Source organism: Streptomyces misionensis (assembly GCF_007896895.1).
Lineage (GTDB): Bacteria > Actinomycetota > Actinomycetes > Streptomycetales > Streptomycetaceae > Streptomyces > Streptomyces misionensis_A.
In genome coordinates, this window is record NZ_VOGW01000073.1 from 1 (window position 1) to 17739 (window position 17739).

General features: G+C 74.5%; 15 protein-coding genes. 13 read left to right on the plus strand and 2 right to left on the minus strand.

The genetic code is table 11. The features are described from left to right. From FRZ03_RS39075 to FRZ03_RS13150, 7 genes are all read left to right on the plus strand, one after another. The coding region (locus tag FRZ03_RS39075) for a hypothetical protein (RefSeq protein WP_186785398.1) at positions 1-1122 on the plus strand (1122 nt) is incomplete at its 5' end. 96 nt (positions 1123-1218) lie between these two features. After that, entirely contained in the window at positions 1219-1986 is a 768-nt protein-coding gene (locus tag FRZ03_RS13125) for a GntR family transcriptional regulator (RefSeq protein WP_146465324.1), read from the plus strand. Further along, on the plus strand, positions 1983-3245 hold the full coding sequence (locus FRZ03_RS13130; protein ID WP_146465325.1) for an MFS transporter: 1263 nt from the start codon (positions 1983-1985) through the stop codon (positions 3243-3245). Before FRZ03_RS13125 ends, FRZ03_RS13130 begins: the two co-directional genes overlap by 4 nt. 163 nt (positions 3246-3408) lie before the next feature. Beyond that, a complete protein-coding gene (locus tag FRZ03_RS13135) occupies positions 3409-4467 on the plus strand; it encodes a sphingomyelin phosphodiesterase (protein WP_261398972.1) in 1059 nt (352 codons plus the stop codon). 82 nt (positions 4468-4549) lie between these two features. Beyond that, on the plus strand, positions 4550-5494 hold the full coding sequence (locus tag FRZ03_RS13140) for an RNA polymerase sigma-70 factor (protein ID WP_146465326.1): 945 nt from the start codon (positions 4550-4552) through the stop codon (positions 5492-5494). 111 nt (positions 5495-5605) lie between these two features. Beyond that, positions 5606-6853 carry an NAD(P)/FAD-dependent oxidoreductase gene (locus FRZ03_RS13145; RefSeq protein ID WP_146465327.1) on the plus strand — a complete coding sequence of 416 codons (1248 nt, stop codon included), beginning with the start codon at positions 5606-5608 and terminating at the stop codon, positions 6851-6853. Between the two features lie 275 nt (positions 6854-7128). Next, on the plus strand, positions 7129-7878 hold the full coding sequence (locus tag FRZ03_RS13150; protein ID WP_146465328.1) for a hypothetical protein: 750 nt from the start codon (positions 7129-7131) through the stop codon (positions 7876-7878). 312 nt (positions 7879-8190) lie between these two features. Here FRZ03_RS13150 and FRZ03_RS13155 read toward each other — a convergent pair whose 3' ends face one another. Next, a complete protein-coding gene (locus tag FRZ03_RS13155; protein WP_261398973.1) occupies positions 8191-10254 on the minus strand; it encodes a tetratricopeptide repeat protein in 2064 nt (687 codons plus the stop codon). Between the two features lie 166 nt (positions 10255-10420). On the opposite strand from FRZ03_RS13155, the gene FRZ03_RS13160 reads away from it, so the two are divergent. The 4 genes from FRZ03_RS13160 to FRZ03_RS13175 all read left to right on the plus strand — a co-directional run bounded on the left by FRZ03_RS13160 (position 10421) and on the right by FRZ03_RS13175 (position 14522). Further along, positions 10421-10741, plus strand: a complete 321-nt coding sequence (locus tag FRZ03_RS13160) for an ArsR/SmtB family transcription factor (protein ID WP_146465329.1) — start codon at positions 10421-10423, stop codon at positions 10739-10741. Beyond that, positions 10734-13454, plus strand: a complete 2721-nt coding sequence (gene mgtA / locus FRZ03_RS13165) for a magnesium-translocating P-type ATPase (RefSeq protein WP_146465330.1) — start codon at positions 10734-10736, stop codon at positions 13452-13454. Before FRZ03_RS13160 ends, mgtA begins: the two co-directional genes overlap by 8 nt. Next, positions 13451-14131 (plus strand): lytic transglycosylase domain-containing protein, encoded by a 681-nt coding sequence (locus tag FRZ03_RS13170; protein WP_146465331.1) that lies wholly within the window; start codon positions 13451-13453, stop codon positions 14129-14131. Before mgtA ends, FRZ03_RS13170 begins: the two co-directional genes overlap by 4 nt. 124 nt (positions 14132-14255) lie before the next feature. After that, on the plus strand, positions 14256-14522 hold the full coding sequence (locus FRZ03_RS13175; protein ID WP_261398975.1) for a hypothetical protein: 267 nt from the start codon (positions 14256-14258) through the stop codon (positions 14520-14522). 151 nt (positions 14523-14673) lie between these two features. Here FRZ03_RS13175 and FRZ03_RS13180 read toward each other — a convergent pair whose 3' ends face one another. Next, the gene (locus FRZ03_RS13180; protein ID WP_146465333.1) at positions 14674-15075 is read right to left on the minus strand and encodes a MerR family transcriptional regulator; all 402 of its coding nucleotides are present in this window, start codon (positions 15073-15075) and stop codon (positions 14674-14676) included. A gap of 64 nt (positions 15076-15139) precedes the next feature. Here FRZ03_RS13180 and FRZ03_RS13185 point away from each other — a divergent pair, with 64 nt between their 5' ends. Next, positions 15140-16261, plus strand: coding sequence for an alkene reductase (locus FRZ03_RS13185; RefSeq protein WP_146465334.1), 1122 nt, complete (start codon positions 15140-15142; stop codon positions 16259-16261). 89 nt (positions 16262-16350) lie between these two features. Then, the coding region (locus FRZ03_RS13190) for a hypothetical protein (protein WP_261398976.1) at positions 16351-17739 on the plus strand (1389 nt) is incomplete at its 3' end.

Sequence of the window (17739 nt, forward strand, 5' to 3'; positions counted from 1 at the left end):
CTCCTCGTCCCGCTCGCCGTCGTCGCCACCTGGGCCGCCGACCTGGTGGGCGACACCGACCGCTACGTCGCCACCATCGCCCCGCTCGCCGCCGACCCCGCCGTGCAGGAGGCCGCGGCCGACCGGGCCACCGACGCGCTCATGGCCCACATCCACCTGCCGGACCTGCTGGCCGGCGTCGCGCCGAAGGACCGGCCCGCCCTGGAGAAGGCGCTGGGCCCCGGGCTCGGCGGCGCGCTGGAGGGCGCCGTACGGGACCTCGTGCACGACCGGGCCCGCAAGGCCGCCGCGTCCCCCGCCTTCGCCGCCATCTGGACCGGCGCCAACCGCGAGGTGCACGGCGTCCTGGACAAGACCCTCACCGGCACCGGCGCGGTCCGGCTGACCGACGACACCGTGACCCTCGACCTCGCGCCCCTGGTGGACGAGGTGAAGCGGCGCCTGGTCGATGACGGCATGGCCTTCGCCGCCCGTCTGCCCACCCCGCACGCCGAGTTCACCCTGCTCGAATCCCACCAGGTCGGCACGGCGCGCACGTACGTCCGGCTGCTGCGCATCGCCGGGAACTGGCTGCCCGTGCTCGCCGTCGTGCTGATCGCCGCCGGAGTGCTGCTGTCCCGGCGGCGGCGCCGGGCCCTGGTCGCGGGCAGCCTCGGCGCGGCCGTCGCCACCGCCCTGCTCGGCATCGGACTGCGGGTCTTCCGCGGGTTCTACCTCGACCGGCTGCCCGCCGACGTCTCCCCGGCCGCGGCCGGCGCGGTCTACGACACCCTGACCCGCTTCCTGGCGACCGCCGTGCGCGCGGTGATCGTGCTCGCCGTGGTGATCGCCCTGGGCGCCTGGCTCACCGGCACCGGGCGGCGGGCCGGGCTCGTCCGGGGCCTGTGGACCTCCGGCATCGGCGCGAGCCGGTCCACCGCCGGCCGCGCGGGCCTGCGCACCGGCCCGGCCGGGCCGTTCGTGCGCCGCCGTCGCGCCTGGTTCACCTGGCCGGCGGTGGCCGCCGCCGTGGTGGCCTGCGTGCTGTGGCCCCACCCCACGGGGTGGGTGGTGCTCGGCATCGCCCTGTGCCTGCTGTTCGTACTGGCGGTGATCGAGTTCCTGGCCGCGGGCACCGCGTAGGGGTGCCACGGAGCGCAGTGCTGATCCAGCAGCTTCTCCCCGGTGCAGTAGCTTTCCGGAGCCCTGCGAACTCCCCGACCGCACCGGAGACCCGCCATGCCCCGAGAGGCGCCCTACCTCGCCGTGGCCGACGCGCTGCGCGCGCGGATCGTCGCGGGGGAGTGGGCGGTCGGCGGGCGGCTGCCGTCGCGGGCGCGGCTCGCGGTGGCGTACGGCGTCGGACGCAATGTGGTCCAGCGGGCCGTGGACCGGTTGATCGCCGAGGGCCTGCTCGAAGGACGCGCGGGCTCGGGGACGTACGTCCGCACCCCCCGCGAGCGGCTGCCGATGATCCGCGCCCGCCGCCACGGCCGCGGCGGTCATCCGGCCACCGCGCTGACGGAGCGGGGCCGCGCGGGCGCCTGGGACTTCCACACCCGGGTGCGCGTCCCGGCCCCCGGGGCGATCGCCGGGCGGCTCGCCATCGCGCCCGGCGACCCTTGCGTCAGCACGCACTACGAGTTCCTCGCCGACGGCGTCCCCGTCCAGCTCTCGCACTCCTGGGAGCCGTTGGCGCTGACCGGCGGCACCCCGGTCGTGCTGCCGGAGCAGGGGCCGCTGGCGGGAAAGGGGGTGGTCGAGCGGATGCGTGCCATCGGGGTGAGCGTCGAGACCGTGGCCGAACTGCCGCGCCCGGCCCGCGCCACCCGGGAGCAGGCCCATCTGCTCGGCATCGCCGTCGGCGACCTGGTGCTGTGCATCGAGCGGACCCTCTACGACGCCGGGGGCCGCCCGGTGGAGACCGCCGACATCGTCATCCCGGACGCACGCCGGGAAGTGCTCTACGAGTTCGCCGTCGACCAGAGGCGGCAGCCGTCCTCATGACCCCTTCCCCCCGGCCCGGTCTGCTGCGCGACCGGGACTTCCGCCTCCTGTTCGCCGCGACCGCGCTCGGCCAGCTCGGCGACCGCGTGGTCTTCCTGGCCCTGCCGCTGGTCGCCCTGACGGCCCTGGACGCCGACGAGTTCCAGATCGGCCTGCTCACCGCGACGACCACCGCGGGCTCCCTGCTCGTCGGACTGCCGGCCGGCGCCTGGGTGGACCGGGTGCGCAGACGCCCGGTACTGATCGGCACCGACCTCGCGCGGGCCCTGGTCCTCCTCTCGGTGCCGGCGGCCTGGTGGGCCGGAGTGCTGACCGTGCCCTGGCTCTACGCGGTCGCCCTGGCACACGGCCTGCTCGGCGTCTTCTTCGACGTCTCCTACGCCAGCTACCTGCCCCGTCTCGTCGGCCGCGACCGGCTGCTGGAGGGCAACTCCACGTTGTCCGCGGTCCGTTCGGTGACCAGCATCAGCGGTCCCGCGCTGGCGGGCCCGCTGGTCGGCGGCCTCGGCGCGGCCCCGACCCTGCTGGCGAGCAGCGCCGGGATGACCGCGTCGGCCCTGCTGGCGCTGGCCATCCGGGGCCGGGAGGAGAAGCCGCGGCCGGCCGCCCGCCCGCACCTGCGCCGGGACGTCCTGGAGGGCCTGCGCTTCGTGCTCGCCCGTCCCGCCCTGCGCGCGACGGTCCTCGGCGACGCCCTCTTCAACCTCTTCCTGGCCGTGTACCAGACCATGCTCCTGGTGTTCCTGGAGCGGCGGCTGGGCCTCGGCGCGAGCGGCGTCGGACTGATCCTGTCCGGCATGGGCTGCGGCGCCCTGCTGGGCGCCCTGACGGCCACCCGTCTCGCGCGCCGGCTCGGGCAGGGCCGGGTCATCTGGCTGGCGCCCCTGCTGACCTGCCCCCTCACCGTGCTGACGCCGCTGGCGCACCCGGGCGGCCCCGGTGTGTACGCGGCGGCGGCCGGACTGGCGGCGCTGTCCTTCGGCGGGGTCGTGCGCGTCGTCGCCCAGTCCAGCTTCCAGCAGGCGCTCACCCCGGACCGGCTGCTGGGCCGGATGAACGCGACCGCCCGCTTCGTCTCCTGGGGCGGCCTCCCGCTCGGGGGACTGCTCGGCGGCGCCTCGGGCACGGCGTTCGGCGCGCGGGCCACCCTGTGGCTCGCCGCGGCCGGTATGACCCTGAGCTTCCTGCCCGCGGCGCTGTCCCCGCTGCGGGGCATGCGGGCCACCGACTGTGCGCGGGGCGCGGACGGGCGCCCTTGACCCTGTCGGCCGAATCGGCCGTACCCGCGCCGGACTTGTACAGACACCTTTTCTCCACAGGACGATCCGCGGACGTTCTTCCGGCCGTACCCGGACGTCCCTGGGATTCTGCTGTCATGTACGCGCCCCGGCCCGTCGAGGGCCCCTTCCTCCAGGAGAGCCCATGGACTCGCGTCGTACCGCCACCGCCCTGACCGCCACGGCGGCGGCGATGCTGCTCGGCCTCGCCGGCCACCCGGCATCCGCCGCGACCGCGACCGCGGCCCCGGCCGCGGGCACGGCCACCGGCACCAGCCTGTCGGTGTTCGCCTGGAACGTCGACCTCGGCACCGCGCTCGTCGACAGCACCCAGAACGAGAGGGCGGCCCAGCGCACCCCCGTCGTCGAGTCGATCGTCCGCGCGCACGGCGCGGACGTGGTGGTCCTCGACGAGGACTTCAACAACACCTCGACGGCCGACATCGTCGCCAAGCTGTCGGACCTGTACCCGTACCACACCCCGGTGGTCGGCCAGACCTGTTCCGGCGGCGGCTGGAACGGCGTCAGCGGAAACTGCTCCGACTCGCCGTTCGTCATCAACGGCGGCACCATGATCCTGTCCAGGTACCCGATCACCGCCCAGTACGCGCACGTCTTCGCCAACTCGACGTACGGCACCTGGGACTACCACGCCAACAAGGGCGCGGCGCTGGCGCAGATCGACAAGGGCGGCACGAAGAGCTGGGTGATAGGCACCCACCTCCAGGCCGACGAGTCCGGCACCTCCACCGACACCACCCAGGCCACCCGGCTCGCCCAGCTCCGCGAGATCCGCTCCTGGGCGGACGGCACCGCCGGGACGGGCGCGCCGGTGCTGATCGGCGGCGACCTGAACGTGGAGTACTACGGCGGCCGGACCCGCGGCGACCACGCCGACGCACAGGCCGCGGTGAACGGCGTGCTCGGCACCCCGGCCACCGACCCGACACAGACCCTGCGCACCATGGACTGCCCGGTCTCCGCCTGGTGCCAGTACATGTCCGGCGTCGAGTCCTTCCCGAAGGACTACCGCGACGACCTCGACTACATCGGCTACCTCAACGCCCCCGGCCGCCCAATCCCGTCGGCCGTCTCCCCGGTGAAGACGGACTTCGACCCCCAGTCCGGCTGGAGCGCCGGCCAGAACGACACCAACGCCCCCAGCGACCACTACCCGGTCGAGGCGGTGTTCCGGATCGGCTGAGCCCGCCGGCCTCCCCTCAGACCTCGGTGGCCCGCAACTACCCTGTGGGCCACCCGGGTTGCCGCGGGCTAGGATCGCGGTCATGGCCCTGACGGCGAGCGACGTGGACCGGTTCGAGGCGTCCAGGCACCGGCTGGAGGCCCTCGCCTACCGCCTGCTCGGCTCGGCGAGCGAGGCCGAGGACGTCGTACAGGAGACGTTCCTGCGCTGGCAGGGCGCCGACACCGGGCGCATCGAGGTCCCCGAGGCCTGGCTGACGAAGGTGCTCACCAACCTGTGCCTCAACCAGCTGACGTCGGCCCGCGCCCGCCGTGAGACCTACGTCGGCGCGTGGCTGCCCGAGCCGTTGCTCGCCGGGGACCCGATGCTGGGCCCCGCCGACACCGCGGAGCAGCGCGAGTCGGTGTCGTACGCCGTGCTCACCCTGCTGGAGCGGCTCACCCCCAACGAGCGCGCGGTGTACGTGCTGCGCGAGGCCTTCGACTACCCGCACCGGGAGATCGCGGAGATCCTCGACCTCACCGAGTCCGCCAGCCAGCAGATCTTCCACCGCGCCAAGAAGCACGTCGCGGACGGCCGGGCCCGCACCGAGATCGACGAGGCGGCCGCCCGGCGGATCGTGGACGAGTTCCTCGCCGCCGCCACCAGCGGCCGCACCGAACCGCTGGTACGGCTGCTCACCCAGGACGTCTTCGCGATCGGCGACGGCGGCGGCAAGGTCCCGGCCCGCGCGAAGGCGTTCGAGGGCGCCCGCGCGGTCGCGACGTTCATGCGGGGCCTGTTCAAGCCGGGCAAGGCCAAGCGCGACCTGGTCGGCGGCTCCCCCGACGTCCATGTGGTGGCCGCCAACGGCGTGCCCGCGATCGTGGTGGTGCTCGACGGCCGGGTCATCGCCGTCACCTGCCTGGAGATCACCGAGCAGGGCATCACCGCCCTGCGCAGCCAGGCCAACCCGGACAAGCTGGTCCGCGCGACCCGGCGGTGGGCGGCCGGCGACCACGGCGAACCCGTGCTCAGCCTCTTCTGACCTCCGTGTGACCGGCGTCACAGCGCACTCCTGTCATGAAACGGCGGGCCGCCCGGTTCAAGGGGCGAACCGCGCACGACGCGGCGCACGCACGAGCGACAGGAGCAGGCCATGCAGCACCGCATCATCGTCCTCGGGGCCGGATACACCGGAGCCATCGCCGCCGGGCGCATCGCCCGCCGGCTGCGCCGCGAGGACGCCGCCATCACCCTCGTCAACGCCGAACCCGACTTCGTCGAGCGCGTCCGGCTGCACCAGCTCGCCGCCGGGCAGGACCTCAGGCCCCGGCCGCTGGACGCGATGTTCGCGGGCACCGGCGTGGCGCTGAAGCTCGCGAAGGTCACCGAGGTGGACCCCGACCGCAAGACCGTGGCCGTCGCCGACGCGCGGGGCACGCGGGAGGAACTGCCCTACGACACCCTGGTCTACGCCCTCGGCAGCACCGCGGGCGACCAGGGCGTCCCCGGAGTCGCCGAGCACGCCTACGACGTCGCCGGCCGCGCCGGGGCGCTGCGGCTGCGCGAACGGCTGGCCGGCCTCGACGCGGGGGCGCCCGTGGTGGTGGTCGGCGGCGGGCTCACCGGTCTCGAGGCCGCGACCGAACTCGCCGAGGCCCGCCCGGACCTCGCCGTCGCCCTCGTCGCGCGCGACGCCCTCGGGGACCGGTTCTCGCCCAAGGGCCGCCGCCATGTGCGCGAGGTCTGCGACCGGCTCGGCATCACCGTGCACGAACACACCACCGTCACCGCCGTCACGGCCGACCACGTCGGCACCGCCGACGGCACCGGCATCCCGTCCCGGGCCACCGTCTGGACCGCCGGGTTCGCCGTCCACCCGATCGCCCGCGCCACCACCCTGGAGACCGGTGACAGCGGGCAGATCGTGGTCGACGCCTCCATGCGCTCGGTCTCGCACCCGGACGTGTACGCCGTCGGGGACGCGGCCCTCGCCATGGGGCCCGGCGGCAAGCCGCTGCGGATGTCGTGCGCCTCGGGCGTGCCCGGCGCCTGGCTGGCCGCCGACGCCCTCGTGGCCCGGCTGACCGGGGCGAAGCCGCCCACCACCGAGGTGCGCTACTACCAGCAGTGCGTCTCGCTCGGCCGGAAGGACGGCCTGATCCAGTTCGTCACCGCCGACGACCGCGCCGTCGACCGGGCCCTGACCGGCCGCCTCGCCGCCCGCTACAAGGAGGCGATCTGCAAGGGCGCCACGTGGGGCGTCGCCCACCCGCTGCTGCTGCCGGCCCGCGTCCGCCGGATCGTGCCCCGGCCGCAGCGGACGGCGGACCCGGTGACGGAGACGGCGACGGATGCGGCCGCGAAGACGGCGGCGGAGACGGCCGCGGAGACGGCGGCCTGACCGGCCATCGGGCCGGGTCCGCGCCCCGCGCCCCCGCCATCCCGGTCCGCCCGGTCCGTGTCCGGGGCGGCTTTCCGGGGCGGCTTTCCGGGGCCGCGGGGGCCTGCGGCAATTCTCCCGACACGTGAGGGCCGCCCCGCGTTCACCCGGGCCCCGGTCGGCTTCACACCGGGCGCGTTCTCGCACTACGTTGGGGACGAACGACCGGGTGCCGCCATGGGTCGTGCCGTGTCGGCGGCCGCGTTCGCTCCGTCCCGAGCGCGCAAGGAGCCCGCATGCCGCACTCGACCTCGCCCCCCGGCGCCGTGTCCGCCCGGGAGACACCGGGAGTTCCGCGCCTGCTGGCCGCGGCCGTGCGGCTCGCCGGTGCGCTGCCGGCGACGCGCTCCACCCTCGGTGTCGTACGCGGCCGGCACCAGTCCGACCGTCTGCGGGCCGGCGCCCTGCGCGCCCGGCTGGCCGAACGGGGCGTCCACAGCACGGAGTTGAGCCCGCTGCCGGAACCCGGCGAGCGCGGCGGCGGGTACGGTCTGCCGGTGCGCGCGGTGGGGCTGCTGCTGCACACGCCGGGCGTCCGCCCGGAGCAGGCGATGCGGGCGGCGGCGTTATGGCGGCTGCCGCTGCTGACCGAACGCCCCGAGGGCGCGGCGGGCGGCGAGCCGGGCGCGCTCGGCGGCCGGCGCAGCGCCGTCATCGGCATCCACCTCGCCGACCGGGGCTATGAACTCGCCCTGCACCGCGTGGGCCTGGTCTCCCTGCGCCCGGACCCCGGGCCCGCCCGTCTGATCCTCGACAACGAGAAGATCACCGTGCCGGGCGGCCGCCCCCTGTGCGTCACGGTGACCGGATCAGGGCTGCTGGAGGTGCGCGGCGACTCCTTCGGGACGCGCCGGGTACGGCGACTGCGCTTCGAACGGGCCTTCGGCGCCCACCGGCTGGACCTGGACGGCACCCCGGTGCGCGAGGTGCGCGCCCCACTGCGGATGGCGGCCGAACCGGGCCGACTGCACCTGCTGCACCCCTGAGACCGCCGACATCGTCACCGGCGTCTTCGGCGGCCTGGGCGGCTGCGGCGTGATCGGTGAGTCGAACTTCAGGAAGAGGGGAACGTCGGGGAGGGAGCGTTCAGTACTGCAAAGAGCATGCATGTCATGGCCATGCAAACAATCGCGTAGAGCTTGTTTTTCACGGGCTCTGTTCTCCGGGTGATGAGGCAGTACGGCGCACGCGTAAGGGCGCCCGTCACGGGGCGCCTCTTGATCACGTGACTGGGCTAATTAGTAGCATCACCCGGGCTCATGGCAAAAACGAGTTCCCGTAAGGGGCGAAAACCCTGATCAGCCCGCGGTCGGCCGCCGGTTCCCCTGCAAGGCGGCGATCGTGCGGAAGGCGCGGTCCGCTTCCGCGTGAGCGCCAATCTGCATACTCATTTGGCAACTCTCTTTTGCATATGCCAAAGCCTGTGCCGCCCGACCGGTGTCCATATGGGCCAGGGCGGCGTCGTAGGCCGCGTCGACCACCTCGCCCGCGGCATTGATGCGGCGGGCCAGCGTGAGTGCGGCGACGTGCAGCGGTATGGCCTGCTCGCTGCGGCCGGCCGCGCGGTGGGCCCTGCCGATCCGGTTGAGGGCGATGGCCTCGCGCCGTCGGTCGCCCACGGTGCGGAAGAAGTCCAGGCTGTGCTGTGCGAGCGACAGTGCTTCGTCCGTCTTGCCCAGACCGATCAAGGCGTTGGCCAGGTTCATCCGAAGCGTTGCGAGTTCCCTTCTGTCGGACCGTCGCAACGCCAGTGAGAGGGCTTTTCGGTAAGCCTGTTCGGCGCCTTTCTGGTCGCCTGTTCTGATGGCGAGTTCGGCCATGTTGTTGAGCGTGCTGAAGATGCCCCGCTCATTGTTCACAGCGGTGAACTCGGTCAGTGCGCAGTTGAAATAATGCCGTGCCGAGTCGATTTCCGACAGATGGAGATGAGTGACCCCTAGAACGTTGTAACTGCGCGCTATCTGGAGCTTGTCGCCTATTTGCAACAGGGAAGCTAGCATCTGTTTTTGCAGGTCGCGCATCACCGCGTACCGGCCCGTCTGCCACAGCGGAATGCATATCTGGTTGACGCATTCGATCTCCAGTTCCGGGTCCCCCAGTGCCCGTGCCAGCTCCAGCGCCTCCCGCTCGGCCGCTATCGCCTCCTCGTAACGGGAGTGATGACCGTGCGCGACGCCGAGATCGAGCAGGGCCCGGGCCCGTGCCCCGCGGTCGCCCACGGCGGCCCAGTGGTCGGCCGCCCGCCGCAGCAGCGGTTCCGCCGTGGCCGGATGTCCGCGCATGTCGAGCAGTCCTGTCAATACGTGCACGGCGAGGGCCAGTTGGCGTTCGGGCCCGTTCCGGACGAACCAGTCCAGGGTGTCCGAGAGATTGCCGCTTTCGTCGATCAGCCATTGTTCCGCCGCGTGTACGTCGTCGAACTCCGGGAGGGTCGTCCATTCGGCGGAGTCCGGGCTCGTACGGGATCGGTAGGGATGCACGAGACGGTCCGCGCGATCGGCGGCGCACGTATAGAACGTCGCCAGGCGCTCCAGTGCCGCCCGTGAGTCGTGCTCCGTTTCCTCCTCCTCGCTCAATGACCGTGCGTACCTGCGCAGAAGGTCATGGAGGGTGAACCGGTGCGGCGTCGGCTCGGAAAGGAGATGGCGGGTGAGGAGTTGCTCCAGGGCCCGTTCCGTCGCGGGGAGGGAGAGGCCCGTCAGCGCCGCCACCGCATGCGGTCCGAACTCCATTCCGGTATGCAGACTGATCCGGCGGAAGACCAGCCGCTGTTCCGTGTCGAGCGCGTGATAGGACAACGCGAACACGTGCTCCAACGTCCGCTCGCCGTCCCGCAGTTCGTCGAGCCGCCCACCCCCCGCGGCCAGCTGCTTCAGCAGGTCCGCCGTGGTCCAGGACGACCGCGCGAGCAACCGGCTCGCCGCGATCTCGATCGCCAGCGGCAGGTACCCGCAGATGCGCACGATGTCGGCGATCTCGGACCTGTCGGCCCGGCCGCCCGCCCCGAGTCGCCGGACGAACAGCGCGATCGCGTCCTCGGGGGGCAGCACGTCGAGCGAGACCGTACGGGCGCCCGGCAGACCGGTGAGCCGTCGGCGGCTGGTCACCACGACCGCCGTCGGCGAGGCCCCCGGCAGCAGCTGGCGCACCTGCTCCGAGCAGTCGGCGTCGTCCAGGACCACCAGCATGCGCCGGTCCCGCGCCAGCGACCGCCACAGCGCGGTGAGTTCGTCGGTGTCCCGCGGCAGCTCCCGGCCCTCCGGGCCGAGCACCCGCAGCAGCGTGGTGAGCGCACGGTCCGGGGAGCCGCCCGCCCGGTCCGCGCCCTTGACGCTGGGGCCGGTGAGCGCCTGGCCGGTCACCGAACCGCCGCGGCCACCGCCGCCGGCAAGGCCGGCCCCGGCGGTCGCGGCCCCGGCGCCGCCGGCAAGCCCCCCCCCGCCGCGCAGGTGCCGCTTCCGCTCATCCTGTTCGTGGTCGTCGCGGTGATCGCCTGGTTCTTCCTGGAACGCACCTACGCCGGCCGAGGTGCTGGCGGCCGCAGCCGGTGCCTTCGGGCTGCTCGCCTCGTCCGTCCGGCTCCATCTGATGTGGGCGCTGTCGCAGGGGGAGAGCGATGTCACGCACCTCGCCGACCGGGTGGGCGGCGCCCTGCCCGCCGTCAGCCAGCACCTGGCGAAGCTGAAGCTCGCCGGGCTGGTGCGCTCGCGCCGGGAGGGCCGGCGGCAGGTCTACTACATCGACGACCCGGACGTCGTGACGCTGGTGAGAGTGATGATCGGACAGCTGACGGCACGTTCCCGGCAGGGTGCCGCGCCGATCCGGCTGCTGCACAGGACCAGTGGCTGAGACCACCGCGGCCTTCGACCGGGACGCCCGGCCGCCCGCCGCGGCGGCCGTTTCGGCGGTGGACGGCGCCCCCGGTGACCCGGGCGTCCCCGCGCCGACCCTGCTGGAGGTCCTGCGGCGGCTGGACACCGGCCCGCGCGGCCTGACGGAGCACGAGGCCGAGGCGCGCCTTTCCCGGTTCGGCGCGAACACCCTTCCGGCCCGGCGCGCGGCCGGCCGGTCCCGGCTCTTCGTGCGCGGCCTGCGCGATCCCTTCACGGCGGTGCTGCTCTGCCTCGGCCTGGTCTCCGCGGCCGTCCTCGCCTGGGGCACCGCCGCGGTGATCCTCTTCCTCGTCGTGGTCGGCTGCGTGCTGCGCGCGGCCGGCGAGTACCGGGCCGACCGGTCCACGGCCGCGCTGCGCGAACTGGTCGCCACCACGGTGACCGTGCTGCGGCGGGCCGACGAGGAGGCGGCACCCACCGCCCGGGAGATCCCCGTGGCGGACCTCGTGCCCGGCGACGTGATCCGCCTCGGCCCGGGCGACCTCGTCCCCGCGGACGTACGGCTGCTGCGCACGAGCGGACTGACCGTGCACCAGTCCGCGCTCACCGGGGAGAGCGCCCCCGTCCCCAAGCACGCCGACGGGGCGCCCCCGGGGAACGGGCCGTTCGACCAGCCGCAGTGGTGTTTCCAGGGCAGCGGCATCGCCTCCGGCAGCGCCACCGCGGTGGTCACCGCGACCGGCGCGCGGACCCGGTTCGGTGCCGCCCACGGCCGGGCGCCGGGCCGCCCGCGGCCGAGCGCCTTCGACCGGTCCGTCCACGGCGTCTCCTGGATACTCGTCCGGTTCATGCTGCTGACGCCCCCGCTGGTGCTGATGGCCAACGCGGCGCTGCGCGACCGGGGCCTGGAGACGCTGCCGTTCGCGGTCGCGGTGGCGGTCGGGCTGACCCCGGAGATGCTGCCCGTCCTCGTCACCACCTGCCTGGCCCGCGGCGCCGCGCTCCTGGCCCGCACCCGGGGCGTGATCGTCAGACGGCTCCCCGCCCTCTACGACATCGGCGCCGCCGACGTGCTGTGCCTGGACAAGACCGGCACGCTCACCCAGGACCGGCCCGTGGCCGACCGCGGCCTCGGCCCGGACGGCCGGGACGACCCCGAGGTGCTGCGCTGGGCCGCCCTCAACTCCTGGTGGACCCTGCAACTCGCCGACCTGCCCGAGCCCGACGCCCTGGACGAGGCGCTCCTGGACGCGGTCGGCGAGGACGACCTCCTCGCCCACGACGGTGTCGCCGCCGTCCCCTTCACCCCGGCCCGCCGCCTGGCCACCGCGGTCGTCCGCACGCCCGGCCGGCTCGGCACGCACACGCTGGTCGTCAAGGGGGACGCCGAGGCCGTCCTCGCGCGCTGCGCCCTGGACGACGAGGAACGCGCCCGGCTGCGCGACCTCGCCACCCGGCAGGCCGAGGGCGGGGTGCGCGTCCTGGCCGTGGCCACCGCCGAACGCCCGGCCCGCACCCGCGGCTACACCGAGGCCGACGAACGCGGCCTCGCCTTCCGGGGCCTGGTCACCCTGCGGGACGCGCTCGCGCCCACCGCCGCCGAGGCGCTGAAGGTCCTCACCGGCCAGGGCGTCACGGTCAAGGTGCTGACCGGGGACCACCCCGGCACGGCCGTCCGGGCCTGCCGCGACCTCGGCCTCCCGGTGCCCGACGACGCCGTCCTGACCGCCGGTGCCATCGACACCCGCACGGACGCGGAGCTGACCGAGCTGGCCGCCCGCACCATGGTGTTCGCCCGGTGCACCCCCGAGCACAAGGCCCGGGTGGTGCGGGCGCTGCGCCGCGCCGGGCACACCGTCGGCTTCCTCGGCGACGGCGTCAACGACCTGCCCGCGCTGCGCGCCGCCGACGTCGGCATCGCCCCTCAGGGCTCCGCCGACGTGGTCCGGGAGCGCGCCGACATGGTCCTCGCGGAGAAGGACCTCACCGCGATCGCCCACGCCATCGACGCGGGCCGGCACGCGGGCGGCAACATCGCCACCTATCTGCGCATCACGCTCTCCTCCAACCTCGGCAATGTGATCGCGATGCTCTGCGCGGGCCTGCTGCTGCCCTTCCTGCCGATGCTCCCCGCCCAGGTCCTCGCCCAGAACCTGTGCTTCGACGCCGCCCAGCTCACCTTCGCCCACGACCGTCCGCACTCCCGCGCCCTGCGCCGGCCCACCACGCTGCACCCCCGCGGACTGCTCCGCTTCATCACGAGGTTCGGGCTGCTCAACGCCGTGGCCGACGTCGCCACCTTCGCCGTGCTCGCCCTCGCCCTGCACGGCCTCGGCCGGGGCGTGGACGAACCCGCCTTCCACGCGGGCTGGTTCACCGAGAACCTGCTCACCCAGGCCCTGGTGATGGTGGTGCTGCGGACCGGCCGCCGGGGCGCGCGGGGCCGCCGGCCCGGACCCGTCGGCTGGGCCGCCCTCGCCCTGGCCGTCATCGGTCTGGCGCTGCCGCCCTCCCCGCTCGGCCCGCCGCTCGGACTCGCCGCCCTGCCCGCCGTCTACTACCTCCTGCTGGGCGCCGTCCTCGCCCTGTACGCCGCGGCCCTGCTGGCCGCCAGGGCGCGCCACGAGCCACCCGGCACCCCGGTCGGCGGCGCCGCCTCACGCCCGTCTCAACTCCCGCCGGGTACAAGGGTGTCGGCTGACGAGGAAGGCGGGAGGCCGGGATCATGACGGAAACGGCGCCACCCCGGCGCGGCCGGTGGCTGCTCCTGGCGGTCCTCGCCCTGGTGCTGTACGGCATCGTCCGCGCCGCGGGCACCCCGTCCGCGCCCGAGGCGCCGTCCCGGCCGGGGGCCGGCTCGTCCGCGCCCGAGGCCACACCGCGCCCGTCGAGTTCCCCGCCCGCACCGGCGTCCGCCGGCTACGACCCCGCCGACTACGCCGCCCAGGTCCGCACCCGTGCCCGCCAGGCGGGCGTCAGCGCCCGGCTGGTGATGGCCATCCTCTACAACGAGTCGTACAAACCGCACGACCCGGCCTTCGAGCGGGCCTGGCAGAAGTACAAGCCGGACGCCGCCTTCGGCATCGCCGACATGCACCGCGCCACCTTCGACGAGGTCAAGCAGGGCCGCTCCTTCGCCGGCCGCCGCTGGGAGGAACTGCCCGACGACCGCGACCTGGCGATCGAGGCCGAGGCCTGGTACCTGCACGACCTCGCGGCCCGGTTGCCGGCGCACTGGCCGGGCGCCTACACCGAGGACGACCTGCTGGCGCTCGGCTACAACACGGGCGCCGGCAACATGCTCGCGTTCGCCCGCGGCGCCACACCGGGCAGCCAGGCCCGCTCGTACCTGGACCGGCTGCACGGGAACTGGGCCGAGGCCGGGCGGGCCGTCGCGGCCCGCTGACGTCCCCACACCGGTCCCTGGTTCCCCGTGACTTGCCGGATTGCGCAATAATCGCGATCGTCCGGGGTGCGTCCCGCGGCCCGGGGGAGGAAGGGCGTCCATGTCGCGCGGTGACATTCGGCGGGTGCGTGAGGCGAATCTGCGGCTGGGTGCCGCCCTGGCCGAGGTGGAGGGCCTCTACGCCGCGCTGCTGCGGGCGGGCTCCTCGGCGCGCCGAGGGGAGCTGCAGGACGAACTGGCCCGCGCCGCCGCCCGTCTCGCCGCCGTGGCGAGCGTGCCGACGCCGGTTCCGTCCCTCGGTGTGCCGCGTTCGCGGCGGGCGCGGCGCAGGGTGCTGGCGCAGCGTGGCGCCGCCTGGATCATCGCGCGCTACGGACGGGACCGCGGCTGACCGGGGCGCTGCCGCGGGGTCCGCGCAGCCCGGTCCGAAGGGTCGCGGATTGCGCAATCACGCAAACGAGTCACGGGCCGAACCCCCGCGCCGAGGCCGGCCCCACCGGACGGTCGAACCGGGCGGCGTCTCCACCACCCCCACCGAGGCCCTACGCGCGGGCCCGCGGCGAACTCGGCTCCGCCTCCCGAGCGGGCCCGGCCGACGCGGCCGCGATCGCCTCGTCCAGGACCTCCCGCGAGCGGGCCAGGTCGGCGATCATGCGGTCGATGCGGTCCCGCTCCTCGGTCAGCTCGTCGACCAGCCGCGCCGTGGCGAACTCGTTCGGCCCGCCGTCCACGTCCCGCATGCAGGGCAGCAGCCGGGCGATCCTCTTGCTGTGCAGACCGGCCGCGTACAGCGCCTGGATGCGCACGACACGGTCGACGGCCCACTCCCCGAACTCCCGGTGACCGCCGGGACTCCGCTCGGAGAGCAGCAGCCCCTGACTCTCGTAGTACCGAAGGGAACGCTCGCTCACCCCGCTGCGCCGGGCCAGCTCACCGATCCTCATCCGTCACCTCGCATGCCGAAGCGGGCTTGAACCTGACACCGGTGTCAACTTCTACCGTACGGCCATGACGAACGCACCCGCCGATTCCGGCCTCTTCGAGCCTGCCCGCCTGGGCCCCCTGCACCTGCCCAACCGCCTGGTGATGGCACCCCTGACCCGCAACCGCGCCGCGGCGGACGGCGTCCCCGAGCCGATCATGGCCACCTACTACGCCCAGCGAGCGTCCGCCGGGCTGATCATCGCCGAGGCCACCACCCCGAACGCCGTGGGCCAGACGTACCCCCACATCCCCGCCATCCACGGCGAGGAGCACGTGGCCGGCTGGCGCCGGGTCACCGACGCGGTACGCGCCGAGGGCGGCCGGATGTTCCTGCAACTGCAGCACGGCGGCCGGGTCGGCCACCCCGACAACAGCGGGCTGACGCCGGTCGCCCCCTCGCCCGTCCCGCTCCCCGAGACGATCCACACCCCCACCGGCCGCCAAGCGGCCGTCGTACCGCGCGAGATGACGCTCGCCGACATCGAGACCACCGTCGCCGACTTCGCCGCGGCCGCCCGCAACGCCGTCGAGGCGGGCTTCGAGGGCGTCGAGGTGCACGCGGCCAACGGCCACTTGCTGCACCAGTTCCTGGCGGCCAACACCAACCACCGCACCGACGCGTACGGCGGCCCGGTGGCCCACCGCATCCGTTTCGTGGTCGAGGTGGTCCGCGCCGTCGCCGCCGCGATCGGCCCGGAGCGCGTGGGGCTGCGCGTCTCTCCTGGGAACACCGTCAACGGCATCGCGGAAGGGAACACCGGGGACATCTACCCGGCCCTCGTCGCCGCCCTGGCGGACAGCGGACTCGCCTATCTCCACCTCGTGTTCGCCGACCCGGACCAGCCCCTCTTCCAGGAGCTCCGCGCGGCCTGGCCGGGCACGCTGATCGCCAACCCGGCACTTGGCCGGGGCGGGCCGCTCCCCCGCGACGGCGGCCGGCAGGCGGGCGAACGGCTCATCGCCGCGGGCGCCGACCTGATCGCCCTGGGCCGCGCCTTCCTGGCCAACCCCGACCTGGTCGAACGGCTGCGCACCGGGGCACCGCTCAACCAGGTGCGGGACGCGTACGCGATGTACACGGGCGGAGCGACCGGCTACACCGACTACCCCACCCTGGCCGACGCCCTGGTCGCACAAACGAACTGACAGCACGGTCCGGCGGTGCCTAAGATGCCCGCGATGAAGAACTTCTCCTCGCTCGGATTGGGGGACTCGTTCGCGCAAGGTGAGTGCTGATGGCACATCACGTCGCGAACGACATTCCGCCCCACCTGTCGATGTGGCAGCGCGTGCGCGCGTACGCCGTGCCACCGTCCATGATCGAGACCGCGACCGCCCGCCGCGCGGTCGGTGACTGGGCGGGGGCCTGCGCCGCCGCCCGGATCGACGTCGACCTCGATCTGCGCGCCGTGCGCCACCGCCACGGCACCGACCTCGCCACCCGCCTCCGCGCGGATCTGCGTCGGCTGGCACCCGACCTGCTCCGCTGGCACATGCCCCGGATCGCCCCCGACGGACTCCTCCGGCCCGGCCTCACCGTGTCCCTCGCCCGGTACGGCCCTTCCGGCACCCCCGTGCACCTGGTGGTGCGGACGCCACCGGCCTGGGCGGACGCCGGGCAGCGCATGTCCCTCGCCCTGTGGGAGGGCCCCGGCGGCGGGGCCCCGCGCCACCATCCGCACCCGCACCCCGACCGCCGTTTCCGCCTCGACCTGCACCGGCACCTCTGGGACGGCACCCGCGGCGGCGAACTGGCCCGGCGCTGCGGCTGGTCCGGCACCCCCACCGTGTCGACGGCCGACTCGCCCTGGGCCAGGGGCCGCTGGGCCGCCGAGGCGGAGCTGCTGCTGCGCGCCGAAGGCAACCCCCGCGGGGCCTTCACCGTACGACTGGCCGCACGCAGCCGCGCCGTACTCGAACTCGTGGCCCCCGACGACACCCACGCCCCGGTGATCCGGTCGCCGCGTGCCGCCCTGGGGCCGCAGGAAGTCGCCGCGCTCCCGGTACTGCCGGAGGCGGCGGCCCGGCTGCTGCCGGACCTGGAACTGCTGCGGGCGGGACTGATCGCGCCCGGGCGGCTGCACCCGCTCGTCGCCGCGGCCCTGCGGGCGCCCGGCCCGGCGCGGGCCGCCGCTCCCGCGCCCGAGCCCGCCGATCCGCACCGGGTGGAGTGCCGGGGCGAGATCCACCGGCTCGCACCGCGCGACGGGGTGCTCACGGCGGTCGATCACGACCCGGACCAACTGCGCCGCGAGGAACTGCTCGTGGCGCTCGGCGGTCCTCCGTTGCCGTGCCTGCGGGCGATCGACGCGGTGCACCGCGACCCGGAGGCGCTGCCCGCGGTCCGGGAGCGGCTGCGCCACGGTGACGTCACCGGAGCGCTGGCCGTGGTCGAGGGCCTGCTCGGCCCCGGCGCGCTGCTGCGCGACGGACCGCTGCGGGACGAACTGGAGTCGGCGGCCGCCCGCCGTGTCGAGCACGGACTCTTCCGCTCCGGGCTGGTCGCCGAGCACCCCGCCCGCACGGCCGGGAGCGGGCGCGCCGCGGACCCGCACCAGGGCCACCGCCCCCGGCTCGACCGGCGTGGCCGCCGTACTCCTCCCGTGCTCTTCGGCAAGCGGGTC

Excerpts from the sequence above, each read along its gene's own strand:
- FRZ03_RS13125 (WP_146465324.1), top strand. The coding sequence starts at position 1,219 with ATGCCCCGAGAGGCGCCCTACCTCGCCGTGGCCGACGCGCTGCGCGCG.
- FRZ03_RS13130 (WP_146465325.1), top strand. The coding sequence starts at position 1,983 with ATGACCCCTTCCCCCCGGCCCGGTCTGCTGCGCGACCGGGACTTCCGC.
- FRZ03_RS13135 (WP_261398972.1), top strand. The coding sequence starts at position 3,409 with ATGGACTCGCGTCGTACCGCCACCGCCCTGACCGCCACGGCGGCGGCG.
- FRZ03_RS13140 (WP_146465326.1), top strand. The coding sequence starts at position 4,550 with ATGGCCCTGACGGCGAGCGACGTGGACCGGTTCGAGGCGTCCAGGCAC.
- FRZ03_RS13145 (WP_146465327.1), top strand. The coding sequence starts at position 5,606 with ATGCAGCACCGCATCATCGTCCTCGGGGCCGGATACACCGGAGCCATC.
- FRZ03_RS13150 (WP_146465328.1), top strand. The coding sequence starts at position 7,129 with ATGCCGCACTCGACCTCGCCCCCCGGCGCCGTGTCCGCCCGGGAGACA.
- FRZ03_RS13170 (WP_146465331.1), top strand. The coding sequence starts at position 13,451 with ATGACGGAAACGGCGCCACCCCGGCGCGGCCGGTGGCTGCTCCTGGCG.
- FRZ03_RS13180 (WP_146465333.1), bottom strand. The coding sequence starts at position 15,075 with ATGAGGATCGGTGAGCTGGCCCGGCGCAGCGGGGTGAGCGAGCGTTCC.
- FRZ03_RS13185 (WP_146465334.1), top strand. The coding sequence starts at position 15,140 with ATGACGAACGCACCCGCCGATTCCGGCCTCTTCGAGCCTGCCCGCCTG.